General features: G+C 57.2%; 20 protein-coding genes. 3 read left to right on the forward strand and 17 right to left on the reverse strand.

The window, feature by feature from the left end; genetic code table 11:
* Nucleotides 1–31 precede the first annotated feature (31 nt).
* From carB to trxC, 3 genes are all read right to left on the reverse strand, one after another.
* A complete protein-coding gene (gene carB / locus AAY24_RS08325; RefSeq protein ID WP_046859289.1) occupies nt 32–3238 on the reverse strand; it encodes a carbamoyl-phosphate synthase large subunit in 3207 nt (1068 codons plus the stop codon).
* A 34-nt stretch (nt 3239–3272) separates the two neighbouring features.
* On the reverse strand, nt 3273–4436 hold the full coding sequence (carA, locus tag AAY24_RS08330) for a glutamine-hydrolyzing carbamoyl-phosphate synthase small subunit (protein WP_046859290.1): 1164 nt from the start codon (nt 4434–4436) through the stop codon (nt 3273–3275).
* Nucleotides 4437–4598: 162 nt separating this feature from the next.
* On the reverse strand, nt 4599–5024 hold the full coding sequence (gene trxC, locus AAY24_RS08335; RefSeq protein WP_046859291.1) for a thioredoxin TrxC: 426 nt from the start codon (nt 5022–5024) through the stop codon (nt 4599–4601).
* Nucleotides 5025–5179: 155 nt separating this feature from the next.
* Here trxC and AAY24_RS08340 point away from each other — a divergent pair, with 155 nt between their 5' ends.
* Nucleotides 5180–6028, forward strand: coding sequence for an MbnB/TglH/ChrH family RiPP precursor modification enzyme (locus tag AAY24_RS08340; RefSeq protein WP_046859292.1), 849 nt, complete (start codon nt 5180–5182; stop codon nt 6026–6028).
* Here the strand turns inward: AAY24_RS08340 and tsaA are convergent.
* Complete coding sequence (tsaA, locus tag AAY24_RS08345; protein WP_046859293.1) at nt 6025–6735, reverse strand: tRNA (N6-threonylcarbamoyladenosine(37)-N6)-methyltransferase TrmO; 711 nt, start codon at nt 6733–6735, stop codon at nt 6025–6027. The two genes, AAY24_RS08340 and tsaA, sit on opposite strands and share 4 nt — an antisense overlap.
* 307 nt (nt 6736–7042) lie before the next feature.
* Between tsaA and AAY24_RS08350 the strand changes: the two genes are divergently transcribed.
* Nucleotides 7043–7354, forward strand: a complete 312-nt coding sequence (locus AAY24_RS08350; RefSeq protein ID WP_046859294.1) for a c-type cytochrome — start codon at nt 7043–7045, stop codon at nt 7352–7354.
* Between the two features lie 66 nt (nt 7355–7420).
* Here the strand turns inward: AAY24_RS08350 and AAY24_RS08355 are convergent, their stop codons facing one another.
* From AAY24_RS08355 to AAY24_RS08385, 7 genes are all read right to left on the reverse strand, one after another.
* On the reverse strand, nt 7421–8587 hold the full coding sequence (locus AAY24_RS08355; protein WP_052761141.1) for a Wadjet anti-phage system protein JetD domain-containing protein: 1167 nt from the start codon (nt 8585–8587) through the stop codon (nt 7421–7423).
* A 75-nt stretch (nt 8588–8662) separates the two neighbouring features.
* Entirely contained in the window at nt 8663–12304 is a 3642-nt protein-coding gene (locus tag AAY24_RS08360; protein ID WP_046859296.1) for an ATP-binding protein, read from the reverse strand.
* Nucleotides 12294–12974: a DUF4194 domain-containing protein gene (locus tag AAY24_RS08365; RefSeq protein ID WP_234422264.1), complete on the reverse strand. Its 681-nt coding sequence runs from the start codon at nt 12972–12974 to the stop codon at nt 12294–12296. Before AAY24_RS08365 ends, AAY24_RS08360 begins: the two co-directional genes overlap by 11 nt.
* Nucleotides 12937–14391 carry a Wadjet anti-phage system protein JetA family protein gene (locus tag AAY24_RS08370; RefSeq protein WP_046859298.1) on the reverse strand — a complete coding sequence of 485 codons (1455 nt, stop codon included), beginning with the start codon at nt 14389–14391 and terminating at the stop codon, nt 12937–12939. Before AAY24_RS08370 ends, AAY24_RS08365 begins: the two co-directional genes overlap by 38 nt.
* Before the next feature lie 294 nt (nt 14392–14685).
* The gene (locus tag AAY24_RS08375; protein ID WP_046859299.1) at nt 14686–15657 is read right to left on the reverse strand and encodes a universal stress protein; all 972 of its coding nucleotides are present in this window, start codon (nt 15655–15657) and stop codon (nt 14686–14688) included.
* 72 nt (nt 15658–15729) lie between these two features.
* Complete coding sequence (locus tag AAY24_RS08380; RefSeq protein ID WP_046859300.1) at nt 15730–17433, reverse strand: cation:proton antiporter; 1704 nt, start codon at nt 17431–17433, stop codon at nt 15730–15732.
* A gap of 475 nt (nt 17434–17908) precedes the next feature.
* Nucleotides 17909–18223 (reverse strand): ArsR/SmtB family transcription factor, encoded by a 315-nt coding sequence (locus AAY24_RS08385; RefSeq protein WP_046861139.1) that lies wholly within the window; start codon nt 18221–18223, stop codon nt 17909–17911.
* A gap of 110 nt (nt 18224–18333) precedes the next feature.
* Between AAY24_RS08385 and AAY24_RS08390 the strand changes: the two genes are divergently transcribed.
* Entirely contained in the window at nt 18334–19365 is a 1032-nt protein-coding gene (locus tag AAY24_RS08390) for a permease (protein WP_046859301.1), read from the forward strand.
* Between the two features lie 71 nt (nt 19366–19436).
* Here AAY24_RS08390 and AAY24_RS08395 read toward each other — a convergent pair whose 3' ends face one another.
* From AAY24_RS08395 to AAY24_RS08420, 6 genes are all read right to left on the reverse strand, one after another.
* Nucleotides 19437–20264, reverse strand: coding sequence for a chlorite dismutase family protein (locus AAY24_RS08395; RefSeq protein ID WP_046859302.1), 828 nt, complete (start codon nt 20262–20264; stop codon nt 19437–19439).
* A gap of 111 nt (nt 20265–20375) precedes the next feature.
* Nucleotides 20376–20957 carry a NapC/NirT family cytochrome c gene (locus AAY24_RS08400; RefSeq protein WP_082117082.1) on the reverse strand — a complete coding sequence of 194 codons (582 nt, stop codon included), beginning with the start codon at nt 20955–20957 and terminating at the stop codon, nt 20376–20378.
* A 52-nt stretch (nt 20958–21009) separates the two neighbouring features.
* The gene (locus tag AAY24_RS08405; RefSeq protein ID WP_046859304.1) at nt 21010–21678 is read right to left on the reverse strand and encodes a molecular chaperone TorD family protein; all 669 of its coding nucleotides are present in this window, start codon (nt 21676–21678) and stop codon (nt 21010–21012) included.
* Between the two features lie 45 nt (nt 21679–21723).
* Nucleotides 21724–22467: a cytochrome c family protein gene (locus AAY24_RS08410; RefSeq protein WP_046859305.1), complete on the reverse strand. Its 744-nt coding sequence runs from the start codon at nt 22465–22467 to the stop codon at nt 21724–21726.
* A 71-nt stretch (nt 22468–22538) separates the two neighbouring features.
* Nucleotides 22539–23546: a 4Fe-4S dicluster domain-containing protein gene (locus tag AAY24_RS08415; RefSeq protein WP_046859306.1), complete on the reverse strand. Its 1008-nt coding sequence runs from the start codon at nt 23544–23546 to the stop codon at nt 22539–22541.
* A gap of 71 nt (nt 23547–23617) precedes the next feature.
* Nucleotides 23618–26419 (reverse strand): molybdopterin-dependent oxidoreductase, encoded by a 2802-nt coding sequence (locus AAY24_RS08420; RefSeq protein ID WP_052761143.1) that lies wholly within the window; start codon nt 26417–26419, stop codon nt 23618–23620.
* Between the last annotated feature and the right edge of the window lie 6 nt (nt 26420–26425).

Consider the following 26425-nt stretch of genomic DNA (forward strand, 5'->3'; position numbering starts at 1 on the left):
CAGGAATCTGACTGAAATCCGCCGTTGCAGATCAGTGCAGATCCTGTAGCCGGTTAACATTGGTACTATCCGCCTGTTTCAAGGCCAGACAGATCGCCTCGCCACCTGACATGGTGGTTGTGTAGGTCACCTTGTGCTGCAGGGCGGAACGGCGTATGGCCGCCGAATCGGCGATCGCCTTTTTGCCTTCGGTGGTATTGATAATCAGCCGGAATTCGTCATTTTTTATCATATCCACGATATGGGGGCGACCCTCAGCCACCTTGTTCACCCGTTCACACTCGATCCCGTTTTCCAGAATCACATTGCAGGTACCGCCGGTAGCAAACAGCTGGAAACCGAGTTGATGCAGATCCCGCGCCACCGCAACGATGCGTCTCTTATCCTGCTCACGCACCGAGAGCAGCGCCCGGCCGGAGCGCGGCAGCAGATCACCCGCCCCCTCCATGGCCTTGGCAAAGGCCTCGCCAAAGGTGGCCCCGACGCCCATCACCTCACCGGTGGACTTCATCTCCGGTCCCAACAGCGTATCCACACCGGGGAACTTGACGAACGGGAAGATGGCCTCTTTGACAAAATAGTTCTCCGGGATCTTCTCCTCGGTAAAGCCCTGCTCTTTCAGTGAAACACCCGCCATACAACGGGCAGCCACCTTGGCCAGTTGCACCCCGGTTGCCTTGGACACAAAAGGTACGGTACGGGAGGCGCGCGGATTCACTTCCAGCAGATAGATCTCGTTATCCTTGATGGCAAACTGGGTATTCATCAGGCCGACCACCTTCAACTCCAGGGCCATGCGGCGAATCTGTTCCCGCATACGATCCTGGATCTCGTTGGAGAGCGTGTAGGGCGGCAGTGAGCAGGCAGAGTCACCAGAGTGAACACCGGCCTCCTCGATATGCTCCATGATGCCACCGATCACCACGTCGGTGCCGTCACAAATGGCATCGATATCGACCTCGATAGCATCGTTCAGGAAGCGGTCCAGCAGCACCGGTGAGTCGTTGGAGACCCGCACCGCATCCCGCATGTAGCGGCGCAGATCGTCCTCGTCATGGACAATCTCCATCGCCCGTCCGCCGAGTACGTAGGAGGGCCGCACCACCAGGGGATAGCCCACTTCCCGGGCCAGCGCCACCGCCTCTTCCGGATCCGTGGCGGTACGGTTGGGCGGCTGTTTAAGGCCCAGTTTTTCCACCAGTTGCTGGAACCGTTCACGATCCTCGGCCAGGTCAATGGAGTCGGGCGAAGTGCCGATAATGGCGGCACCGGCCGCTTCCAGCGCCTGCGCCAGCTTCAGCGGGGTCTGGCCACCATACTGCACGATCACACCGGTGGGCTGTTCCACCTCGATCACCTCCAGTACATCCTCCAGGGTGAGGGGCTCGAAATAGAGCCGGTCCGAGGTGTCGTAATCGGTGGAGACTGTCTCCGGGTTACAGTTGACCATGATGGTCTCGTAGCCATCCTCGCGCATGGCGAAGGCGGCATGGACACAGCAGTAATCAAACTCGATGCCCTGGCCGATCCGGTTCGGACCACCACCCAGCACCATGATTTTTTTGTTGTTCGTCGGCAGCGCTTCGCACTCCTCCTCATAGGTGGAGTACATATAAGCCGTACTGGTGGAAAACTCGGCGGCACAGGTGTCGACCCGCTTGAATACCGGGCGCACACCGGCGTTCCAGCGTGCTGCACGGATCTGCGCCTGCTGCACGCCCACCAGCGCGGCCAGCCGTTCGTCAGAGAAACCCTTGCGCTTCAGATAGCGCAGCCGGTCGCCATCCAGAGCGGCCATACCCCCCGCACGTACATCGGCCTCGATCTTCACCAGTTCCTCGATCTGTACCAGGAACCAGGGATCGATCTTGGTCACCTCGAATATGTCTTCCATCGACATACCGGAGCGGAAAGCATCCGCCACATACCAGAGCCGCTCGGCGCCGGGCTCACGCAGTTCATGGCGCAGGATGGTCTTGAGTTCCTCGGAATCCAGGTCCACCACCTCATCCAGACCGCTCTTGCCGGTCTCCAGACCCCGCAGGGCCTTTTGCAGCGACTCCTGGAAGGTGCGGCCGATGGCCATCACCTCACCCACCGACTTCATCTGGGTGGTCAGGCGATCCGGCGCAGCCGGGAACTTTTCAAAGGCGAACCGGGGAATCTTGGTCACCACGTAATCGATGGTCGGCTCAAAGGAGGCCGGGGTGGCGCCACCGGTAATTTCGTTGCGCAACTCATCCAGGGTGTAACCCACCGCCAGCTTGGCAGCGATCTTGGCGATCGGGAAGCCGGTCGCCTTGGAAGCCAGGGCGGAAGAGCGGGAGACCCGGGGATTCATCTCGATAATGATCATGCGCCCATCTTCCGGATTGATGGCAAACTGCACGTTGGAGCCACCGGTATCCACACCGATCTCGCGCAAGACCGCCAGGGAGGCGTCGCGCATGATCTGGTACTCTTTGTCCGTCAGGGTCTGGGCCGGCGCCACGGTGATGGAGTCACCGGTATGCACCCCCATGGGATCCAGGTTTTCGATAGAACAGATGATGATGCAGTTGTCCTTGCGGTCCCGCACCACCTCCATCTCGTACTCTTTCCAACCCAGGGCAGACTCCTCGATCAGCAACTCCCGGGTAGGGGACAGATCCAGTCCCCGCTCGCAGATCTCCACGAACTCTTCCCGGTTATAGGCGATGCCGCCACCGGAGCCACCCATGGTGAAGGAGGGACGGATAATGGTGGGAAAACCGATCTGCGCCTGCACCTGCAGCGCCTCTTCCATACTGTGGGCCACTGCCGAACGGGGCATGTCGAGGCCGATTTTCTGCATCGCCTGGCGGAACAGGTCACGGTCCTCCGCCTTATCGATCGCCTCCCGGGAGGCGCCAACCATCTCCACTCCGTACTCTTCCAGCACCCCTTCCCGCACCAGATCCAGGGCGCAGTTGAGCGCCGTCTGTCCACCCATGGTGGGCAGCAGCACATCGGGGCGCTCCTTTTCGATGATCCGCGCAACCGTGCGCCAGGTGATCGGTTCGATGTAGACCGCATCGGCACTGTCGGGATCGGTCATGATGGTGGCCGGGTTGGAGTTGACCAGGATCACCCGATAGCCCTCTTCCCGCAACGCCTTACAGGCCTGGGCACCGGAGTAGTCAAACTCGCACGCCTGGCCGATAACGATCGGTCCGGCACCGATAATCAGTACGCTTTCAATGTCTGTTCTTTTGGGCATTGGTTGCTTTTAAACCCGCAGTAAATAGCTTGTTTCAGTTGTCGTCCGGGCCGCCCGCTTTGGCGGCCTCGATCAACTCGATAAAGTGGTCAAACACCGGTGCCACATCGTGGGGTCCCGGGCTCGCTTCCGGGTGCCCCTGGAAGCCGAATGCCGGGCAGTCAGTGCGATGAATTCCCTGCAGGGAGTCATCAAACAGTGAGCGATAGGTGGGCTCGAGATTGTCAGGCAGGCTCTGTTCATCCACGGCGAAGCCGTGATTCTGGCTCGAGATCATCACCACCCGGTCCTGCAGATTCTGCACCGGATGGTTGGCGCCGTGGTGACCGAATTTCATCTTGATGGTTTTGGCACCACTGGCCAGTGCCAGCAACTGATGCCCGAGACAGATGCCGAACAGGGGAATGCCGATCTCCAGAAACTGCCGGATCGCCTCAATAGCGTAATCACAGGGCTCCGGATCACCGGGACCGTTGGAGAGGAAGATTCCATCCGGCTGCATCGCCAGCACTTCGTCTGCCGGGGTCTGGGCCGGCACAACCGTCACCCGACAGCCCCGGTCCACCAGCATGCGCAGGATGTTGCGTTTGATACCGTAGTCGTAGGCCACCACGTGGATCGGCAGGCTCTCTTCAATATGCCCCGGCGACTCCGGCAAACCGCCCTCCAGACTCCAGGTACCCTGGGCCCACTCATACGGTAAGTGGGTGGTGACCACCTTGGCCAGATCCATACCCTTCAGGCCCGGGAAGGAGCGGGCGGCGGCCAGTGCGGCGGCCTCATCCGGTTGATCACCGGCCAGGATGCAGCCGGACTGGGCGCCCTTTTCACGCAGAATCCGGGTCAGCTTGCGGGTGTCGATCCCGGCGATGGCGACCACACCGTGGTCCCGCAGATATTGATCCAGGGGTCGCTGATTGCGCCAGTTGCTGGCCAGCAGTGGCAGATCACGGATAATCAACCCCGCGGCCTGAACGCTACCGGACTCCTCATCCTCATTGTTGGTACCGGTATTACCGATATGGGGATAGGTCAGGGTAACGATCTGCCTGCAGTAGGAGGGATCGGTAAGGATCTCCTGATAGCCGGTGATAGCGGTATTGAACACCACCTCGCCGATCGTCTGGCCATCGGCACCGATGGATTCACCACGGAAGACCGTTCCGTCTTCCAAGACCAATATTGCGGGCTTACTCAAGAAACCAGTCCCCTTCAGGCATGCCAAACGGGACAGTCTCGAGGGAGCCATCCCGAACAGATTAGAATTTTCTGGGAGCGACCATACTGAACCGCAAAGCCGCCAACCGAGGGGATTCTACTTGAAGCGGGCTACTCCTGTCCATGGAGCACCCGGTAAAAATCACAGCTGCCGGGTCGTCCAGGAGACCAGCCCGGCGGCATCCATGGCACCGGAAATCCGGGCAACCTCGGCGCCACCCCGGAACAGAATCAGGGTGGGGATACTGCGGATACCGAACCGGGCGGCCACCGACTGCTGTTCCTCGGTATTCACCTTGAGCAGCTGCACCTTCGGTTCCAGGCGCCGGGCCGCCTCCTCGAAGGCCGGTGCCATCATACGGCAGGGGCCACACCAGGGGGCCCAGAAGTCCACCAGCAGAGGCAGATCGCTACGACTGATAAAACGCTCGAAACCGGCCCCATCCAGGGCAATGGGCCGGGCATTGAACAGGGGCTGGTGACACTTCCCGCACTTGGGATGCTCACCAAGACGTTGCTCGGGAACACGATTTATTCCCTGACAATGGGGACACAGAATATTGGGCATCACACGCCTCCGGCTAACCTAAATGCTCTGGTGTTCAATTGGGTGCGGTTAAATCAGTTTTCAAGCAGTTACTGATATACCCACTATCCCCGACGCTTGCCTTGCGGTCAGTAAGCGGAGTATTGTCAAACCAGTCAATCGCATTCTGAATTAACATGACCAGAAGAGAAAAACAGACTACGCCCCCCTGTCCTGGATACGGTCTGCGTCTGCGTACTGAGTATCTGGAAACTATTCTGCACACCCGACCGGAACTGGACTGCATCGAGGTGATCAGCGAAAACTACCTGGATGCGGATGAACAGGCGCTGCAGCAGCTGGAACGACTGAAAGAACGCTATCCACTCCTGCTGCACGGCATCAGCCTCTCTATCGGCAACCCCTGGCCACTGGATCCGCACTACCTGGATAGGCTGAAAAAGCTGATCGAGCGCATTGAGCCGCTCTGGATTTCCGATCATCTGGGCTGGCGGGGGGCAGACGCCCAGCAGGGTGAACTGCTACCCATGCCCTATAGCGAAGAGACCCTGGAGCATCTGGTTACCCGGGTGAACGAGGTGCAGTCGTTTCTGGGTCGACAAATCCTGTTGGAAAACGTACCCATGGAGCAGAATGATGGAGAGCAGGAAATCCCGGAAGCGGAATTTATCCGGGAAGTGGCCGAACGCTCTGACTCCCTGGTGCTGATCGATATCGGCAATCTGCTCACCAGCAGCCTGAACCAGGGATTTGACACATCGGAATACATCAATCGGCTACCCCGGGAGCGGGTGCAACAGATCCATCTCCCCGACATCAGCTTCCAGCCGGGCACAGAAGACGAATGCGACGCGCCGCCACACCTCATCGATCCGATCTGGCAACTCTATACCCGGGTTCTGGACCGCTTTGGCCGGGTCACCACGGTGATTGAGCGGGAAGACACCATTCCCACCCTGGCGGGTATGCTGTGTGATATCAAAAAGGTCCGCAGGGCCGTGGATCGTTACCTGGCGTCAGACTAATCCACACCGGGCGGCGCCAGTTCCAGCACCTCGATCAGATCCCCGTCGATACGCCAACGCAGATCAAAGTCGTACAACCGGATACCATAGATTCGCTCCGGTTGGGTGTCGCCCGCATAGGCCGGACGGGGATCGATCTCCAGCACCCGGATGATGAAACGGCGCAGTTGATCCGGCTCCGGGCGGGACAGCAGTTGCCCTTCCGCAAGATCCGAAAATCGCACTTGAAACCGAACCGCCGGCGGCTCCGGGGCAAATCCGGAGCGGGCGTTCGGAATACTGTCCACATAGGCCACGTAGGGCTTCACATCCAGCACCGGGGTGCCATCCAGCAGATCCAGTCCGGCCAGCTCCAGCACCACCTCCCCGTCCCGGGCCTGCACACCCTCCAGTTGCACCACCGAGAGACCGATGGGGTTGGGCCTGAATGGCGCACGACTGGCAAATACCCCCACCCTTTTGTTACCACCCAGCCGGGGAGGACGCACCATGGGCTGCCACGCCTCCCGCATCGCCTGATGGAACACGAACTGCAACCAGACATGGGAATATCCCTCCAGGCCGATCACCGCCTCGGGCCGGCTGTAGGGTTCGGAGAACACCAGCTCCCCCCGGGCTTCCGTAATCAACCCGGGTTGGCGGGGAATACCAAACTTCTCCTTGTAGGGGGAACGGATAAAACCGATCGGTTCGAACTTATAGACCATGACTGTCCCGAGTGATTAAGAACAAAAACATCGCCAATACGACGGCCACCACTGACGAAATCGGCGCACCTGGACAACCGATCTTAGGCATTGTATCCCGATTCAAACACTCCCGCAGTCACCCATCTCAACAGGCTGTTTCAGGGATAAAAACAGCCGGCTGGCAAAACAGTAAACTTTCCCTTTTTGCTGCCGTTAAATTGTGTAGATAAGCAGGAATAAACAGATCCTGAAGGATCGGAAAGATCCCGGTGATTATGTCACTAACTCCGTCAACATTTTCTCCATTAACCCGTAGGGAACTGCTATGACCAGAACAGCAAAAAAAGCCTTAGTTGTTATTCTACTGATGAGTGCGGCCATGGTGGTCCAGGCTGACCAGCAAACCGCCATGATGTCAGGCTGTCTCGGATGCCATAAGGTGGACGCCAAACTGATCGGCCCCTCATTCCAGGACATCGCCAAGAAATATGCCGGTCAGGATGGCATAGTAGATGCCCTGGCGGAGACAGTGCAGGCCGGCAGTGACGGTGGAAAATGGGGCGACACCGCCATGCCACCCAGCCCGGCACCGATCGCCGACATCAAGAAAGTAATCGCCTGGATGCTGACCCACTGAACTGATCATGGCTGCCCCGGATTGCCGGGGCAGCCGTGAGATTGACCGCAACCGCGCAGGTCGCATTCAGATCGAAACGGCTTCCTGATCGACAAGCAGTCCGCTCGATCTCAGCGCCGGCAACAGCACCCCGTCTGCGTATGCACAGCCGGTATCCCCCGGATCAATCTGGCCGCCTTTGTTACCGTTTTCAGCCGAATGCCCTGCTGATTTAGCCAGCAGATCCAGCATGGGCAGATAACCGGCGGGCCAGGCGCTCACATCACCGAACACGCCCCGTAAAGCCTTCAGAATCATAAAACCGGAAAAATCCAGGTCACCCCAGAACCAGACAGGCCAGTTGGCCTCGTTCCTGGAAAACCACCAGTCCAGAAACTGTTTTTGATGCCGTGGATCGCTGACGGCATGGAAATGCACTAACGCCCCCTGTGGGTCACGGATTCGCGCGGCAGCTCCTTTAAAACCGGACACATAAATTAGTGCGTGTCTGTCTACCGCAGCTGAGTCACTGGCAGCAGTCTGCAGGTAGGTATCCTGATTCTCTATAAACAGGACATCGGTCAGTTGGGCGGGGAGATACACATGAATAATGACCGGACGGGGGGCAATAATTATCTGAGGGAACAGACTCCGCACCAGATCCTCTCGTGAATCAAGAAACTTGGAGTTACCCCAGAAACATCTGGCACTCAGCTGACGAAGCGTCAGCCCTTCTTCCTGATAGGCACCTATGCAGACAAAGGCGGACAGCAACTCCCGCGGGGTCTTGTCGGCCAGCTTGGGCACCCGCCGAATGAGTTCAGTTGTTGCCCCGGGAAACAGCTGGTCACCTGCCGCTACCACTGCTGCCCAACGAGCTGAATAGGATGGCAAACAGGGGCGATCCAGCCACCGTCGAAGCAGCGCCTCCGCTGCCTCTTCAGCCCCGGCCAGCAAACGAACGGTGGCACCGGCACAGACAGGATCAAACGGTTTCCGTTTCGGATTCTCAGTGACCGTCAGTACCACACCTGACAGCGACATCAGCAGCCCCCAGCTGCAATCCGACGCTTCACTGTTTTTGAACAGATTCGGCTGATGCTTTTTTGACAACCGCACGGTGAGCGCTTGCTTGCGCTCGGCCAGCGGTGTTTTATCCAACCGTGTCAAGAGTGAATCGAGCAGATCTCGGATCTCCGGCTCTTCGTGCAACCAGGGCGGTACCGGCAGCCCATCCAATTGGCCGTTTGTCACAATGCCGATCCTCCTACTCTTCCTTAATCAAAACTCTGGAACAAGTTAAATTCTGCCCCCGCCATAGAGAGCGCATCACTCCCCACTGGCAGCAAACTCCTGCATGAAATCCAGCTCGGCCTGGTGATAGACGTTACGCCGGTGATTGGCCCAGAGGGCCTGGATACGCTCCTGGTTACACTGCTTCCGATCCACCAGTACACGGGTCCGCAGCTCGCCCCGCAGTGTCTCGCTCGGCACCTTGGCAAAGACGAACTCGTGACTGATCAGGTCCATGTAAGGGCCGCACTTGCTGGTGGGCATGATAAACAGCAGTTGCAGACCCAGGCTGCCGGTCAGGTAGTCGATCACCTCCCGGGAGCGGGTCTCGTCCATCTTGGAGAACGCCTCGTCCACCAGCACCATGCGCAGGTGGGTACTGCCTTCGGCAAACCGGAAAGCGGAGGTGATGGCAGCGGAGCGGATGATATAAGCCGGCGTTTCCAGCTGACCACCCGAGCCGGTGCCGTACTCGCTAAGGGGGATGGGCGGCTTCCCTTCCACCTCCTTGTAGATCTCGTAGCGACGATAGTTGCGGTAGTCGGCAATTCGCTCCAGATCCCGCATCGCCCGCTGCTCGTCCTCGTCCAGCAGCATACCCATCAACTCGTCCAGCACCTTCTGTGATTTTGCCGACAGCTCCACCTCGAACAGGGTAGCCTCATCCCCCAACTGCGGATTCTTCACCACCTCCTGAAAGAAGCGGGCGTAGTCCCGGTACTCCGGTATCCAATCGCTGTCGAAGCGGAAGGTCTCCCGGTCAGCGCCAAAGCGGTGGTGTTGCAGCTCCCGGTTCAACTGTTCGACCTGGCGTTTGCCGTCGTTCAGTGCCTGGTGAATGGTGTGGCAGAGGTGAGTTACAAAGGCGTTGTTAAACGCCCCCTTCAACTCATCCAGCTGCTGGTGTTTCTCCACCAGGATATTGTTTTTCAGGATATTGTAGACCCGGTCGATCTCCCGTCGCAGGCCGCACATGGCACGAAACAGGGCGGCATCGTAGTCACCGGTAAAATCGGGATAGATGATGGTATCGGCCGGTCGACAGTGCTGGTTGTGGGCCTTGATCTCCTCCTCCGCCTTGCGCTGGGAGTACTGCAACCCCTTCTCCAGTTCGTGACGGAAATTGCGCGCTGTGTTGATATCCAGATCAGGCGCCTCCTCGTCCGCCAGCTGCAGACGTGCCTCCAGATCGAACTCGGGCCAGGTCGCCGCCAGCGCCTGCAGTGCCGCCTCGCACTGATCCAACCGCTCCCGGTTCTGCTCCTGCAGATCACTCAGGGCCTTGAGCTGTTTATCGATACTCTCCAGTTCGGTACGGATCTCACCGCGCTTTTCATGCAGTTGACCCTTGCTCTTCTCCAACTCCTGCTGCTCTGCCTTCAGCGCCTGCAGACGCTCCTCCAGCTCCTGGTGCTCGCTCAGGTCCAGCTGTTGCAGTAATCCCTCGACCCGCGCCAGCGCCTGATGGGTCTCCACGATCGCCTGTAACCCATCGCCATAGCCGGTGACACGCAGCCGGTCCACCGCCCCCAGCAACCGGCCGATCTGTTGCAGATGGTCATTGGCCTGGTTCCACTCCAGTTCGATCTCGGTGAGCTCCTGCAGTTTGGCCTGCAAGGCCCGCTCCCGCGCCGCTGCGCCAAACACCAGTTCACTGTCCGGCAGATCACAGCGCCACATACTGTAGTTACCGGAGCCCATGCCATCCTCGGTGATACCGCGGCGGGTCATGCGCAGGGACTCCGCTGATGCGACCCGCAACACACTGCCATAGCTGGCGGTCAGGTAGGCACGGGCGACCGCATGGCTGAACGCCAGAACATGGATAATCGATTGGGGATCGAGACTCAGACGGGCTGCATCCCGGGCCGCCCGGGTCCCCTGGATCACCCGGGCCCGGTTGTCCCGGCCCGGCAGCTGTCGCACGATGCGGATCGCTTCAGCTTCGTAGTCCGGCTCCACCAGAATGGAGAAGCGCGCACCCCCCAGGTAGCCTTCGATAGCCGCCTGCCAGCGGGGGTCCTTCACCTCCACGTGGTCGCAAAGCACCCGGGGATCGGCCGCCGGGCAGTGCTGACGGATCGCTTTCAGCGCCCGCTCCACATAGGGGGGATAGCTGACCTGGTTGGCATTCAGCCGCTCGATCTCCTGCTGCTTCTGACGCCGCTGCTCGGTCAGCTGCTGGTAACGGGATCGGCGTGCGTGCGACAAAGCCGCCAGCTGCTCCCGCGGCGACTCTCCGGTTTCGCCGTCATGCCAGAACCGGTGCCAGCGATTGTGTGTCTGCTGCAAAGCCTGGGCCTGCGCCAGCTCAGCCTCCAGGGTCGGCATGGCACCGGAGATGTCCCTTTGCACCAGGTGGTGCAGCTCCTGGATCAGCTGCCGGTCGGTACCGGCCACCTCCCGCGTCAGGGCCTCCGCCTCCATAGCCGTGATCCGGGACTGGCCCTCCAGCAGGGTTCCATCCTGCAATGCCTCGGCGATATCCTGGCTGGCCTGGATGTTGTCCGAGACCAGCCGGTCCTGGGCCAGCACCGATTGGGCCTGCTGCGCCAACCGGTTATTCAGCTGGTCACGCTGCTTCTCCAGCTCATCCTTCTGGCGCAGGGAGTGCACCCCCTGGCGCTGCGCCTCCAGGCTGATCAGCTGATCACGCACCTGCTCCATCTGGTGCTCCAGCCGGACCAGCGCCTGATCGGTATCCCGCTGCGCCTCGCGCTGGCTCTGCTGCCGGCGCTTACCGCGCAGATAATCGGCCTGACGGGTCTGGTATTCCGCCTGGGCCAGGGAGTAATCGAGCAGGTTCAGTTCACTCCACTGCTCGTTATAACGCTGCACCTGATCGCCGGCACGCTGCAGGGTCGCCATGGACGCCAGCAGATTGGCGGCGTCCCGCTCCATGTGGTGAATGGTCTTGAGCTGGCTGGAGACCGAGCGAACCGCCTCACCCAGATCCTTCCGTTCCAGGATCTCGTCCGCCACGAAACGGTTGATCCCCTTGATCGGCTTGTAGGACATGAAACGGGAGAAGGCGCGGGCGGCGGCCACCGCTTCCGCCTCGGTGACGGCATCCGGTTTGCCGCGCAGGGCGCCGTAGAGGCGCCGCAGATAGGCCTTTTTGGTGTCGTACTTCTCCACCCGGCGCTTGCCGAACTCACTGATCAACAGGGTCTGCAACTCGGGCAGAGGCACCACATAGCGACCGGCACTGTCCTGGCGTACAAAGTGATTCAAGCCGAGCTGTTCACCACTGATGATGAAAAACTGCCCATCCTCCTGGCGTGCCACCCGGTTGTTGCCGGCGCTGTCGAGCCAGGCCCGCACCGCAATAATGGCGGTGAAGGGTTCACCGCTCTCCCCCCGGGTGGGATGAAACACCGCCGCCAGGTAGCCGTCGGTGGGATCGAGCCGGGCATAACTGCCGTCATCGCAACCCAGCACATAGGAGGCCAGGGTGCGCACCCGCTTACCGCCACGGCCCCGCTGGGTGGTCTCATCCTGGCCCGGGTTGTACTGGAACAGATTCTCATGGGCCGCGGTCATCACCGTCTGGATGGCATCCGCCGCGGTGGTCTTGCCGGAGCCGTTGCCACCGGAAAAGAGGTTGACCGGACCGAAGTCAAATTCAATATTGGGGATATTGCCCCAGTTGATATAGACAAACTGCTTAAGAAACATTGTCGTCCTCATCCGGGTCGGTTTGTGGCAGCCCCTGCTCCAGAGCCGCCAGGGCCTCATCCGTCACAAAGGTGACAATCATGGGATGGATCCGCATCCAGGCCTCGCCGCTCTCCATCTCCTCGTCCTGGCGATACTCGATCAGGCGCAGTTGCCGCAGCCGGTTGAATACCCGCTTGCGCTCCATGATCTTGTCCGGCAGGGTGCGGCCCAGCAGATTGCGCATGGCGATGGACAGGGACTCCACCGACTCCATGACATAGCCCTGCTCGTCCAGCTGCCCCTCCCGCAGCGCCTTGTCATACTGCAAGCGCAGTACCAGCAGTAGCGCCACCTCATCCTGGCGCAGCCGCGCCCGCAGACCGCCGGCAAAGGCGCCCTCGGGTGCATCCTCCATGCCGGGCACGCTGGCACCGGGGGGATAGAGCCGCAGGTAGGCGAAACGACGATCATGGAACAGCGTGATACCGATCAGATCCAGATACTCCCCAACCAGGGATTCGATACGCAGATAGCGGTCGTAGAGCTGCTGTTCGGTGTGACTCTCGGCGCGGCACAGCACCCCGTAATTGAGCAACCGCAGGAGCAGTTCACGGAACTCCTGCAACGTCACCCCGGTTGTCTCCAGGGCCTCACCCAGCGCTTCGCTCAGCATCACTCTCTCGCTCAATCAGTTCAATGGTAAATTCGTCACAGGCGTGAAAATATTCACTACCAACCCGGTTGTTGGTGGGCGTCACGCGAAAGGCAAATTCGCCCGCTCCCAGGGCCCCGACCTCGATCACATGGGCACTCATCAACAGTTCACGGGCGTCCCCCACCGGCAGTTGGTGACTCCTGATCCGGTGACCTTCACACAGCGCCCGCACCAGGTAATCCCGCTGCCCCTGGCTGTTGAAGGTGAATGCCAGGTCCACCGCTGTCTGGACAAACAGTGCCTTGCGCGAAGCCCGGTCGTCGCTCGGTTCCGCTTCGACCGCGGTATTCACCAGCCGGGGCCGCCGGCCCTGATGCAGCCGGATAGTGTCGGGATCGACAAAGCCCATATCCATCACCGACAGAACCCGCCCCATGTCGGACAACAGCCGCGCCTGCTCCGCTTCCGGGGCCTGGCGCAGCTGTTCGCACAGGCTGAACAGCCGGTTCTGGGCCGACGCCCCGGTATAACTCAACTGGCGCATGATGATATCGGCCCGGCGGGTGAAGCCGTTCAGCGCCTGGCGCAGTGCCGGCAGCATAATGGCAGAGGCGTTGTGCATACGGGTCTCGATGCCATCGAGTATGCGCAGGTAGACCGATCGGCTGACATGCTCAATCAGCTCCGGTGCCGCCCGGCGCAGCTCCCGCTCCGCCCGGGCCTTGAACTCCCGCCGCTTGCGCCGCGCCTTGTTGATCAATTCACCGATCTCGTCCCGGTACTTCTCCACCGAGTCGGCGGAAAGACGGATCGACAGATCCGGCATGAAGCGCCGCTCCATGAAATCGAAAAACTCATCCGAGGCGCGCTGCACCACCTGCTGCGCCTCCACCTCCCGGACCAGCTGGCGCTTACGCTCATCCAGTTCGGCAATCACATCGGAGAAATCGGAGATGATCCGTTCCGAATATTCGAACGCATCCAGCAGGTCGTACACTTCGCCCTTATCGAGAAACGACTGCAGGGCGTTGCGGGTGTTCCGGGTATTGCGATGGCGGGTACGAAACCGGCCGCCGGCAGCCTCCACCATGGGCTGGGTGAACAGCCGGCCAAGGCGGGTGAAGGCATAGGTGCTCTGCATGGTGGCCTCGTCCACCTGGCGCTCCAGCCAGCCGTGCTCCAGCAGCTGATTCAGTATCCAGTTGGCCTGCTCACGCTGGGAACGGGCCGGGGCCTGGTGGGCCTCCGCTTCATCCTCGTCCAGCACCGGGCTGCGGGCGATGGTCTCCTCCAGGATCTCGATCACCTGATCACGCTGGAAACTGCGACTGTAATCAGCCAGCGAGCCATACAGAGTGGCGTAAAAAGTGCGCAGGCAGTCCAGCACCTGGCCACGGTATTTGCCGTTGAGCGGTTTGAAGAAGTGCTCCCGGCCCTGGGCAAAAAACACCTAGCAGTCCCTTCCGGGATGGCGCACTGAGGCGGCCGCCGCTGACCGGGCATTGAACAATCTGCTTGCCTGTGGTTTTCTCATTATCCGGTAGTGTCGGGGTTTTAGCTTAGGGATGGGCCGGTATTACAATGCAGAAAGGCGGTAAAAGGCAACCTCATTAACCAAACAGACCGGGCTGTACAGCCCCCGGGTGATACCGGAGTCCATCGACCCTTCCGGCAACACAAAGGCGTTATGAAGCGGGAGGGCTTTCCCAGGTGATGCGCCTCCCCCACCCGCCCGGCGGGTCGCTTACTCTTTGGGCAGGGTGACCGGTGAGACAAATCCGCTCGGCTTGATCGCCAGTACAGAACACTGCAACTGCTCCAGGATCGCCTCCGCGGTATTACCAATCAGTAATCCGGCGATACCGGTTCGCGCCACTGTCCCCATCACCACCAGATCGGCATCGATCTTCTCCGCCAGTTCCGGTATGACCGTGGCGGCCGCCCCCTGGTAGAGATGGAAACTGGGGGCCAGGTAGTCATAGGTCTCCTCGCCGATCCGCTCCTTGAACTGTTTGCGGAAAGCCTCCAGGGCCGCTTCGTGGCGAGACCGCACATCGTTGAGATAGGCCACACTGGCGGTTTCCGGATCATCACTCCATAACCGGATCGACAGTTCACCCGGCGCCTCCCAGACATGGGCCAGGTGCAGCGCGGCGAAATCGGACAGGGCCAGCGAACTGGACAAATCCAGTATCTGGCGATTCAGGCCCTGGTCCTCTGTATCGAGGTTGTCCAGATCAAAATCGACCGCCGCCAGTATGTTCTCATAGTTAGTCTTCTCTGCTTCCCGCACCAGCCACAGGGGACAGGGACAGTTGCGCAGCAGCTGCATATCGTCACTGCCGAACAGGCGCTGTATGAAGTCGGGATTTTCAACCGGTTTGATCAGCAGATCATAATGGTTGCGCAGCACCGCCCGAATGGCCTGGATAAACCGGGTCCCCACCAACACGTCGATCTGGATATCAAGCCGTTCCCGGTAAGGCTCCACCAGGGCTTCCAGTTCCTGACGACGATCTGAAACCATATGCGTCTGCAGTTTTTCCGAAATCGGACCACCTGCGGGAAGACCGATGCCCGCCGAAAGTACCGGGACCACGTCGATCACTGTCAGTTTCGCCAGACTGTTTTCCGCCATGGTGACGGCCCGTTCGAGGGAGGACGCCTGATCGGCCCCCGCTTCGGACAGGTAAAGAATATTGCTAAACAGGTTCATTCCGCTTATACCCCGTGCTGAAGAGCCAGTATTACACCCTATCCTGCATGCAGTCCGTGCAACGTCGCATGATCAGGACTCCTTTGTATCTTTTTCCAGAACCGGACGGTAACCCCAGTCCCGCACACCCTGAACCACCTGGTCGATTTCATCTACCGGTACATTGAGCATCTGCAGTGCACTGGCACCGAGACGCAGGCTGGCCTCAATGGTCTCCGGGTAAGCGTGGGAGGCGCCGGCATCCAGCAGCTGCGTACTGGACTCCAGGTCCCGCGCCCGAACCACCACCGGCACCTGGGGGCAGGCCCGACGCATATAGGATATGGCACCCAGGGCGGTGGCGGAGCCGTCCACTGTAATCACCAGCAGGGATGCCCGCTCCACGTGAATCGCCGCAAGCAAACCCGGGTCGGTGATGTCACCAAAAAACACCTGGTGACCGTCCGCCCGCCCCTGGGCTACCCGTTCTGGATCCGCATCGACGGCCACAAAAGGAATCCCGCAGGAGTGCAACAGCACGGCGATGGTATGGCCGACCCGGCCGTAGCCGCCGATCACAACCTGTTGTCCAGGAATATCTTTCAATCCCTCGGAAGAATCGAGCTTCGCACCAGCCCCCTTCACCAGGCGATTCACCACAGGTCCATTGAACCGAATCAGGATAGCCCCCGCAACCATGGAGAGGAGCACAGAGGTGATCGCTACCTGACTCAGCTGCAGATCCAGCACCTGTGAGTCGATCGCGATGGCGATCAGGGCAAGTCCGAACTCGCCCCCCACACTCAACATCAGGCCGGTGCGCCAGGCTACCCGTTTATCCGCTGTGACCCGGTGCACCATGATAGCCACGATCAGAATCTTACTTACCAGGATCAGTAGTGCACCCAGCAGCGCCCAATGCCAGATGGGCGGAATGGAAGCCGGGTCAAAACGCATGCCGATGCCGATAAAAAACAGCCCCAAAAGTACATCACGAAAGGGACTGACACTGGATTCAATCTGGTGACGGAACTCGGTTTCACCCAGCATCATACCGGCCAGAAAACCGCCAAAGGCCAGCGACAGGCCCAGGCTATGGGTGGTCCAGGCGGCGAACAGTGCGACCAGGAGGACGGTCAGGGTAAACATCTCCAGCGAGCGGCGTTCGGAAACCAGTTGAAACAGCGGCCCCAGCAACCAACGTCCGGCAAAAAACATCACCAGGAAAGCAAATACCGCCTTGGCCAGGGCCCAGACGAGGGTTACGGACAGCACATCCGGCGCTACCGACATACCCAGAACCGGAATGATGACCAGGAACGGCACCGCGGTCACATCCTGAAAAACCGACATGGCCAGACCGAGCCGTCCATGCTGGCTGTTCTCCTCCCCCTGCTCGGTCAACAGACTGGCAATAATGGTGGTGGAGGATTGGGCAAATACCGCCCCGAATACAAAGGCCGCCGCGACCGGCAGACCGGCCAGCCAGACCACCACGCCGGCCACCAGGGTGGTGAACACCACCTGCCCGGTCCCCAGGCCGAGAATCTGATTCCGCAGTGCATTCAACTGGGGTATGGAGAAGTTGAGTCCGATGGTGAACAACAGAAAAACCACGCCGAACTCGGCCAGCGCATGCAGCTCCGGCATGGAGACAACCGGCCCCATGGTATAAGGGCCCAGCACCACGCCCACCAGCAGATAACCCAGGCTGGTGGGAATGTGCAGGCGCTGAAACGTCACCACGATGGCAATCGCAACGGCCAGAAGAAGAAGGATTTGTGCCAGATGTTCCATATAGGGTTCCGTTTCACCGCAAGACCCGACTGATACCGATTGTCCGGCAGGCCTTGCACTGATGATAGCTATTTTGGATCCGGTGGGCTTTGACCACACTCAGGATTTTGCCAACCGGTTATACAAACAGATACTGCTGTCAAATCCAGCCCAAGCAGCTCCGGGTACCGGGCGTCCCGGCTCTACGACAACCGAACCGGTCCGGCAGTTCGCATCTGTTTTCGGTCTGCCATGAAAAAGTGGTAGCAAACGACTGGCAAAAAAAGAACCCTTTACAGGGTCTCTTCTCTAGCTGGGTCACGGGGTATCCAGTGGTTTGGACATCAGAACCAATCGGCACCTATTCACGACTGGTAACATACCATCTTCCGAGCATAACGAACCAGATAGCCCATCTGGTAGCGCGCTGGGACGACCTGAAATTCAACAACCAACGCACCGGGAAGCAGACCAGCCCCGGGGAACAGAGAAAACGTCAGCGCGGTCTGGAATCACCTCCATCATCCATGCCCATGCAACACTGATCCTGCAAAAAGCCGATCAGATTATCTAAATGTTCATACTCGGGTATACAGACAATGCTGCGGCTGTGCTTCTCCTGCCTGATCAGTCCGACCCGGGCCATGCGTGCCAGGTGGTGTGACAATGTTGAAGCGGGAATCCCCAGGGCTTTCTGTATCTCCCCTACCGGTGCCCCTGCATGTCCGGCTTTGACCAGGAACCGAAACACTGACAGCCGGTGGACATTCCCCAGTTCGGCCAGACTGGCCGCGACTTGCTCGTGATCCATGATCATTCCACTTATTTCGATATTTTTAGAATTATAGTTGACCAGGCAGGATGCAGCAATTTAGGATTCCGTATTATTTCGATTATTCTAGAAATACAGGAACCTTTAAGATGGCATCTCAACTCCAGGATACACTCGGCATGTTCGCCTTTCTGGCCGTCGAACTGTCTGCATTATTTATCGGGATCAGCCTGCTGGTGGGCGTTGTTCAACGTCATATCCCGCCATCCAGGGTGGAAACCCTGCTGGGAGCCCATCGACGCAGGGGCTACTTCCTGGCCGCCGGCCTCGGTGCAATCACACCTTTTTGCAGCTGTTCAACCATCCCCATGTTGAAGGGCTTGATTCGGGCTCGGGCGGGATTCGGACCGATGATGGTGTTTCTGTTCGCGTCCCCATTGCTGAACCCCATCATTGTGGCCCTGCTGATCGCCACTTTCGGAATCACGCTGTCCAGTATCTACGTACTGGCAGCATTCATGGTCTCCCTGGGTGCCGGCCGACTATTGCAAACGCTCGGATTCGAGCGCTATGTACGACAAGAGAATACTTCGCAAGAGGTCCAATACGGCCCCCCTGCCAATGGGTGCTGCAACGCGCCCGCTGTTGCCAGACAGGAGAGCGTTTGCTGTGACAGCCGCCCCCTGGAAGAGGTCTCTGTAAGCGGCGCTTCGACCGCAGTGGCGACGGGTGGTTGTTGCGAGGCCCAAATAAGCGCACCCGGGACAGGGAAAGGACGCTATACCGGCGTATGGCGTGAAACCTGGTCAGATTTCAGACAGGTTCTGCCCTATCTGCTTGTCGGCATTGTCATTGGCAGCGCGATCTACGGCTTTATGCCCAGCGGCCTGCTGGAAAAACATGCCGGTCCCGACAATCCCTTGGCCATTCCTGTGGCTGCCATTATCGGTATTCCCCTCTATATCCGTGCAGAAGCGGTAATACCGATGGCCGCCGCTTTGATGGCCAAAGGGGTTGGTGCTGGAACAGTACTGGCGTTGATTATCGGGAGCGCTGGCGCCAGCCTCACCGAGTTGATCCTGCTGCGCTCTCTGTTTACGCTCAGGTTGTTGGCGGCCTTCGTGGCCATTGTGTTGGCCATGGCCATGGTTGCGGGTTACACGACGTTTCTGTTTTTCTGATTAAAAAGCTCCACCCATGAGGAGGATCCGGTACATGGGTGGAGCGCCTGCACGCATGGTGATGTTTACTGTTACATCGCCAGCGCTTTCACAACCTCTTCGGGAGTGTGGATGGTACCCAGAATCAGCGGGCTGCCCCAGCGGGGTTGATAGAGATTCTCGGGTACCGATGCCAGTGAAATCATCAGATTATTGAATGCCTCGATATCATCGGTTTCAAAATAGGTGATGAAATCGGTGTCGTCGATACCAGTAGAGTGGTAAAGCTTCCGTTTAACGTTAACCAGGTAAGCCAGGGTTGGAGCGGTATGCTCTTCCATCTTTTTCAGCCGCTCCTCCTGGGTCATATTCCACCACTCTGCGCTTTTCTTTACAGGTACCACCAGGAAATAACGGGGAGGGGCAGCACTGTAGGTGGCAGACTTGAGGCCTGCGTTGAGCGACGGTGACTGCTTTTTGTCGATATAGTTAAGTGCCTTGGTAACACCCACCAGTGTTTCAGTCGGCATTGAGTAACGACCCAGCGTGGTCGCCGCAAACTCCACCATAAACTCCTGATCGCTTTTCAGGTCATAAGCGTGCAGTCGAATAAGAAAATCCGACTGTGCTTCCAGACCACGGGTCAGGTACATATCCACCAGCACTTTGCCTTTGTACTTCTCTATCAACGAAGTGACTTCATCAACGGCGTTCATACGGGTTTCGGCAGGCAGCAATGCCCACTCCTGTGTTACCTTGTAGGCGTTGAATGCGCCAAACACACCTGTGTCCTTTAAAATTTTTGCACGCTCCACCATCATGGGCTTCATACCCATGTCGGCTGCCTGCACGGCAGGCACAGCCGTGATCATTCCGAGCAAGGCGACAATAATGCTTTTTGTAAACATCTTTTTCATCATGACATCTCCGGTTAGTTGCTTCATTGTGTCTCAGCGTTAATTGCTTAAGAGCACGGTTATTAATCCGCTTTTTCTACAGGCTCCCCGGTTCTCCTTCGGAAGCCTCACAAACTACTCCTGGGCCGCATCCGGATCATAAAATTTGGATATATCCTTGTGTGCGATACCCTTGTGACAATCGATACATGTCTCACCGGTTTTCAGAGCCTTGCGGTGACGCCGCTTTGCGGTGGACTTTTGCGCATCGGAAGACATGGCCTCCCAACTGTGGCAGTTTCGACACTCTCTGGAGTCGGTGGCTTTCATGGTGGCCCACACCCGGTTGGCCAAATGGAGTCGTCTCGCTTCGAACTTCTCCGGTGTACTGACCGTACCCATAATCTTGTGGTATATCTCTCCACTTGCCTGTACTTTGCGAACTATTTTATGTACCCAGTCTTTCGGTACATGACAGTCGGAACAAATCGCCCTGACCCCGCTCCTGTTTGAGTAATGAACGGTTTCGGTGTACTCCTTGTAGACGGTATCCTCCATCTCATGACAGCTGATACAGAACTCCAGGGAGTTGGTAGCCTCCATAACGGTGTTGAAACCACCCCAGAAAATAATACCGGTCACGAAGAACACCATGGCCCCGATTAGGGTAAAGCTGCCCAACCATCCGAGCTTTCTCGTCTTGCTTAATATTTTCATATCCACTGTTTCCTTCTACATCCACTACCCGGAGGTTGAAGACAGAAGCCCTTTACTGAATTGATTGCTGTTTCGGCAGACACAAAGAGATGTCGTTGAGATAGGCGAGCTCCATCTCAATGTAACCAGCCATCAGGTCAGTGAGCGCTATATAGAACGGTTCAATCTTCCTTTTTCTTACTTCCTCCTGGAGTGGGCCCATCCAGGGTCCAAGGTGACGCTCGAGAAAATCACGCTGTGCGCGGATATAAGGGGTTTTATCGATACCAATCTGACACTGCTTCAACGTCAGAAATTGCATGAACTCCAGTTCCGCTGTGATGCGATCCTCCAGCTCATGCAGCTCTTCGCTGACCTCGAGACCGAAGTTGTTGTAGAAATCCTTCAGTTCCAGCAACAACTCAGCCTTACCGCCACCCCGCACATAGCTCCCTTCATAGAGCGATACGCTGCGCTTTGGCAGGTCAGTTTCGAACGCGGTCAGATAGGCCGCCTCAAACTCCTCATAATCGGCAGTCATGCAGAGGTTCGGTGCAATGGTTGTCTGGAACTCTTCCAGTAACTCCGGTACCGCTTTATCAACCGCAGCGCCCAGGTCTCGAACAAATCCACCTTGGTTCCAGTATTCATGCAACTCCGCATCCGGGTAAGACAACCCCAGTGCTATCAATCCATACATGCTTGCACGACCTTCATCTATCGAGCTGACAGATACATTCATAACGTTTGCTCCTTAATACCTACTCTATTGAATATCGGGTTAGGGCTAATAACTGTCAGGATCTATTGCATTTTCCTGGAGCTCTTCGCGTATTGCTGGTGCTTCGCCGTTGAATACACCAATCAGTTTGAAGTGTTCATGTATCGGCTTAACGTCACTGTTTTCGCCATGCAGTACAGATTCCAGGTAATCAAACTTGTACTTATCCCCCAGCGCCGGAGTGAATGGTGTATAGGGCGGATGAGTGGCGGCAAAACCGGAACCTTCGTAGTTCAGGTGACAGGCGGCGCATTTGGCCTCGTAGTCGTAGTTCTGGCCGGCAGCTATCAGGACACTACGATCGGTATACTCGCCCTCTCTTCTCAGGGTGTTTTCCGCTTCGCCATGCAGCTCACGAAACTGGCTTCCGGCCCCATGACACGATTCACAGGTAACGCCCTGAAGGGATTTTTTCAGACCAGCCGGTAAATCTTCACTGTATCCGCCAGGTTCACCATATCCGGTGGTATGGCAACCAATGCAGTTATGGTCCTTGGTGTAATCCTTGGCAGGATCGAGCATGGCCAATTTCTTGGCTTCACTTTTTACATTCGGCTTAAGTGATTCATACGCTTTTGCATGAACCGTCTCTTCAAAGGTTTCTCCCTGAAGGTCATGGCACTTTATACAGACCTCCTTTCCCTCGTAGGTTGCAGACGCGCCAGCCGCTGATACTGTGCCGCTGAAAGCCACCAGGCCAATTAAAACCGTACTGGTTATCAACAGTGATCGATGAATACCAATAGACATGTTAAGTCCTCTCGAATAGATGGGGATGGCAATCATGGGGTGGGTGAAATGCACCCACCCCACTCCTACCTTCAGGTTAACGGTGAGATCATCATGGAATCGCTCATTTCACCAATCATGGTATCCATGAGTGCCGATCCTTGACCCGCCATCTTCTTTTCGCGCTCAGCCCGCAGGATATCCAGCACACCGACCACATCCGGACCAAACAGTCCCTGAAGCACTTCCAACGGCATCTTCTGTGTGGCAAGCATGTTGCCGTTTTCGTCTTCCTTTAAGGGACCGACGAAGGGAGGGATATAGAGTACGTTGGGCTTGGTACCGAACTCCGGATGCATGGGCATTGCTACTTTCCACAACTTAGCCAGCTTGTAGACCGAGCTTTCGGTGTCATCAATAAACCCGACGTGCATGGCACGACCAACACACTGAGCGACACATGCGGGTGCTACACCCTTCTCTATACGCGGGAAACAACCGATACACTTATTGGCTTTTTGATCGGTAGTGTTGAAGTAAACCTTGCCGTAGGGACACGCCTTGATGCACTCCTGGCGACCTTTGCATTTATCCAGGTTTACTATATTGAGTCCGTCTTCCGCCCGTTTATAGATTGCATCGTTGGGACAGGACTCCAGACATGCCGGATTTTCACAATGGTTACACATGCGCGGCAGATACTGGAACATATTGTTGGGGTACTCTCCCGTACCCTGCTCTTCATCCCAGTTCGGCGCCCAGCGGGGTTCTGGGCTCGGTTTCACCCTGCCTTTTTTACCTTCAAACAGACGGGCGGCATAGTCGTACTCAAACGGCACACCATACTCGTCCAATGTGGGTTTATGGCCATCTTTCTGCAACACGCCATTCTTGTAGCCACCGCCTTTTTTCTCCCAGTTCCTCGGATACCCCAGGCCCGGGGTGGTTTCCACATTACGCCAGTACATGAACTCCTGACCTGGCGAGGTCGTCCAGAGTTTTTTACAGGCGACAGTACAGGTCTGACATCCGATACATTTGTTCAGGTCGACAACATAGGTCAACTGACGATTAGGTTTCACTAACATCTTGTTGGACATGATTTCTATTCCTCTTAGGTGATCAGCCATGGAGGCTGATCACCGTATTGGTTTGCATATTTACACTGGCATCAGACGGTGACAGAACCGGTGTAGCGACGCACTTCGACTCGGGCATCCCGTTGCACACCACCCGGACCGTAGTAGTTGGGTTTGAACTTGAGGTGTGCATAGTTGCCTACCAGTGCGGTCGGGTTTAAGCGAACAGGCAATGGACTCTGAGAGCTGCCGTCTCCAATAAGATCCATGTAGAGCTCCGGCTCATGGTGCATGCTCACGCGGCCAGTCTGCTCTCCGTTACGGATCTTGCACCTCACAATGACCCTGCCGTGATCGTTGAACACCTCGACCCAGTCGTTATCGCGGATACCACGTGCCTTGGCATCTGCCGGCGAGATTTCGCACATTGGGCCGCCACGCTGCAGGCGCAATTGCAGGATGTTATCCTTCCAGGTGGAGTGGATCGCATATCGGCTATGGGGCGTGTTGAAGCGCAAGGGATATTGGTCAGCGTCAACCGGTGCCTTGTAGACCGGTAGCTCTACACCCATCTCGAAGAACGTGGCATGGTCGATGTAGAACTGTTCCCGCCCGGTCAGTGTCGGCCATGGTTTCTTCTTGATGATGAAGTTTTGCAGGGGTACGTAGGGCACGCCCTCCTTCATCGGAGAGGTCCAGTTGCTCTTGAAGCGCTGGGGTCCCTCCTTGCGAATCATGTCCAGAGTGATACCTGCTGTCTGCGGCGCGTTGTCCAGGATAAACTGACAAGCCTGCACATCTGTTTCCAGCTTTCCTTCATCGGTTTGCAGATCATAAAGCTTGGTAAGATCGCGAGCGATGTTGAACTTTTCGTCGAAGTAGCGTGTGAACCCTTTCTTTTTCGCAACCTCGCCCACCTTTTTGGCTAACAGCGCGAAAATCTCCCAATCAGGTTTTGATTCCCACATCGGTTTGATGGCCGGCTCAGTCATATGAATAAAGGAGTGCTCCTCCGTCATACTCAGATCTGTTTTTTCATACCAATGTGCACTGGGCAGAACGACATCTGAATAGAGCGCCGTCGAATCCATCCGGAAGTTCATGTCAACGGTCAGATTCATTTTCGGCCACAGGTTCCGAAGCACGTAGTCGAGACCCTTGGCATTGTTCAGCCAGTTTCCGCGATAGCAGATGAACACTTTTGGATCCCGGCCATTTTGTGGATAGAGCGGCATCTGGCCACTTTCGATGGATTCCCGAAGATACTTCGCTGTATCAATACCTTCATTCTCCATCGCGTCGTAGACATTACCGTGGTAATAGGTCCACAGCGTGGTCTGACAGAAACGATGTTTTTTCGGACTGTACGGGAAGGAGAGTTTGACAACACCCAACAGTGGCGTAGGCTTCCATTGTCCCACATAGTGGTTGACACCGGTGCCGTTGTAGCCTTCGTTACCGGTCACCGCACAGAGCAATATAAACGTACGCAGTACTGTATCACTCCAGTACCAGTGATTCGTGCCACCACCGGTGATAATCATCGAAGGTTTGTTCTTGGCAAAATCACGGGCCATTTGAGTAATGACGCTTGGAGCCACACCCGTAATCTTTGAAACCTTTTCAGGGGTATACTCTTTCAGCTTCGGTTTATATACCTCAAATACCGGCTGTACCTTTACCGTCTCGCCATTAGCCAGTTTCACTTTATAAGTGCCTTCCAGGGCGGGATCCAGATCGCCAAGATCAAGATAGCCATCCGGGAAAGTAAAGGTATTGCGCCCCATGAAGCCTGGTTGGAGTTTTGCCTTTTTCTCCGGCTCTTCACCCCAACTACCTTTCATCAGCACCGGCTTTTTGGTCTTGGTGTCCCAGGTATAGAATTTCGCATCAGAACCACCTTCCACCACGTCCGATTCCCGCAGGTACATCTTGGTATCTTTGCGAACCAGGAAGGGCAGATCTGTCTGCTCCTTAAGGTTGTGAATATCGTGGAGATTCTCATTGACAATCACGTTGACCATGCCCAAGGCCAGGGCCGCATCTGTGCCCGGTTTTATACCGACGAACACGTCCGCCTTGGTGGCAGTGGCGTTGAAGTCAGGAGAGATAACGTACATCTTGCTGCCATTAAGGACAGCTTCCTGAAGGAAGTGCGCATCCGGAATACGGGTCTGGGCGCTGTTTGCACCCCACATCAGGATGGTCCGGCCGTTGAACCAGTCCGCTGTTTCGCAGGTATCACCCTGGAGCCCCTGCACCTGGGTCTGTCCGGTCGGATGATCACCATACCAATCAAAGAAGGTGTGTGTGTGGCCACCAATAAGGGAGGCGAAACGGTGACCTGCAGCAAATGATACCGGTGCAACAGCAGGTACCGGAGTAAAGACACTGATACAGTCAGACGCTTCTTCTTTAATAGTGTCAACGATCCCATTTGCAATATATTCCAGCGCTTCGTCCCAGGAGACGCGACGCCATTTGCCTTCGCCCCGCTCGCCGACACGAATGAGTGGATACTTGATGCGGTGCGGACCGTATTGATAATCAACGGCACATTCGCCCTTGTTGCAACCACGGGGGTTGTATTCAGGAACACCGGTCAGCTTTGGGATATCTTTCGACTGCTCTTCCCGCATCACCACGCCATTCTTGGTGTATACGAAATGCGGGCAGGAACCGGTGCAGTTCAGAAGATGTGTGCCGCGCGTTTTCTTATCCCATGACCACTGCTCACGATGATAATTTTCCCACCCGGAATACTCATGCTGCATCATCGGATCTTTGGTCTGTGCGAGAGTTCGCATGACCACTGACCCACTCGCCAGCATGCCTATGGATACATGCCCCATGGTTTTCAAGAAACCGCGACGTGTCGAACCGTACTTACTCATTATTAA

The organism is Sedimenticola thiotaurini, assembly GCF_001007875.1.
GTDB classification, from domain to species: Bacteria; Pseudomonadota; Gammaproteobacteria; order Chromatiales; family Chromatiaceae; genus Sedimenticola; species Sedimenticola thiotaurini.

What these genes read in the sequence shown, in the direction of transcription:
- carB (WP_046859289.1), bottom strand. Translation starts at nt 3,238, where the DNA reads ATGCCCAAAAGAACAGACATTGAAAGCGTACTGATTATCGGTGCCGGA.
- trxC (WP_046859291.1), bottom strand. Translation starts at nt 5,024, where the DNA reads ATGCCCAATATTCTGTGTCCCCATTGTCAGGGAATAAATCGTGTTCCC.
- AAY24_RS08340 (WP_046859292.1), top strand. Translation starts at nt 5,180, where the DNA reads ATGACCAGAAGAGAAAAACAGACTACGCCCCCCTGTCCTGGATACGGT.
- tsaA (WP_046859293.1), bottom strand. Translation starts at nt 6,735, where the DNA reads ATGGTCTATAAGTTCGAACCGATCGGTTTTATCCGTTCCCCCTACAAG.
- AAY24_RS08350 (WP_046859294.1), top strand. Translation starts at nt 7,043, where the DNA reads ATGACCAGAACAGCAAAAAAAGCCTTAGTTGTTATTCTACTGATGAGT.
- AAY24_RS08360 (WP_046859296.1), bottom strand. Translation starts at nt 12,304, where the DNA reads ATGTTTCTTAAGCAGTTTGTCTATATCAACTGGGGCAATATCCCCAAT.
- AAY24_RS08375 (WP_046859299.1), bottom strand. Translation starts at nt 15,657, where the DNA reads ATGAACCTGTTTAGCAATATTCTTTACCTGTCCGAAGCGGGGGCCGAT.
- AAY24_RS08380 (WP_046859300.1), bottom strand. Translation starts at nt 17,433, where the DNA reads ATGGAACATCTGGCACAAATCCTTCTTCTTCTGGCCGTTGCGATTGCC.
- AAY24_RS08385 (WP_046861139.1), bottom strand. Translation starts at nt 18,223, where the DNA reads ATGGATCACGAGCAAGTCGCGGCCAGTCTGGCCGAACTGGGGAATGTC.
- AAY24_RS08390 (WP_046859301.1), top strand. Translation starts at nt 18,334, where the DNA reads ATGGCATCTCAACTCCAGGATACACTCGGCATGTTCGCCTTTCTGGCC.
- AAY24_RS08395 (WP_046859302.1), bottom strand. Translation starts at nt 20,264, where the DNA reads ATGATGAAAAAGATGTTTACAAAAAGCATTATTGTCGCCTTGCTCGGA.
- AAY24_RS08400 (WP_082117082.1), bottom strand. Translation starts at nt 20,957, where the DNA reads ATGAAAATATTAAGCAAGACGAGAAAGCTCGGATGGTTGGGCAGCTTT.
- AAY24_RS08405 (WP_046859304.1), bottom strand. Translation starts at nt 21,678, where the DNA reads ATGAATGTATCTGTCAGCTCGATAGATGAAGGTCGTGCAAGCATGTAT.
- AAY24_RS08410 (WP_046859305.1), bottom strand. Translation starts at nt 22,467, where the DNA reads ATGTCTATTGGTATTCATCGATCACTGTTGATAACCAGTACGGTTTTA.
- AAY24_RS08415 (WP_046859306.1), bottom strand. Translation starts at nt 23,546, where the DNA reads ATGTCCAACAAGATGTTAGTGAAACCTAATCGTCAGTTGACCTATGTT.
- AAY24_RS08420 (WP_052761143.1), bottom strand. Translation starts at nt 26,419, where the DNA reads ATGAGTAAGTACGGTTCGACACGTCGCGGTTTCTTGAAAACCATGGGG.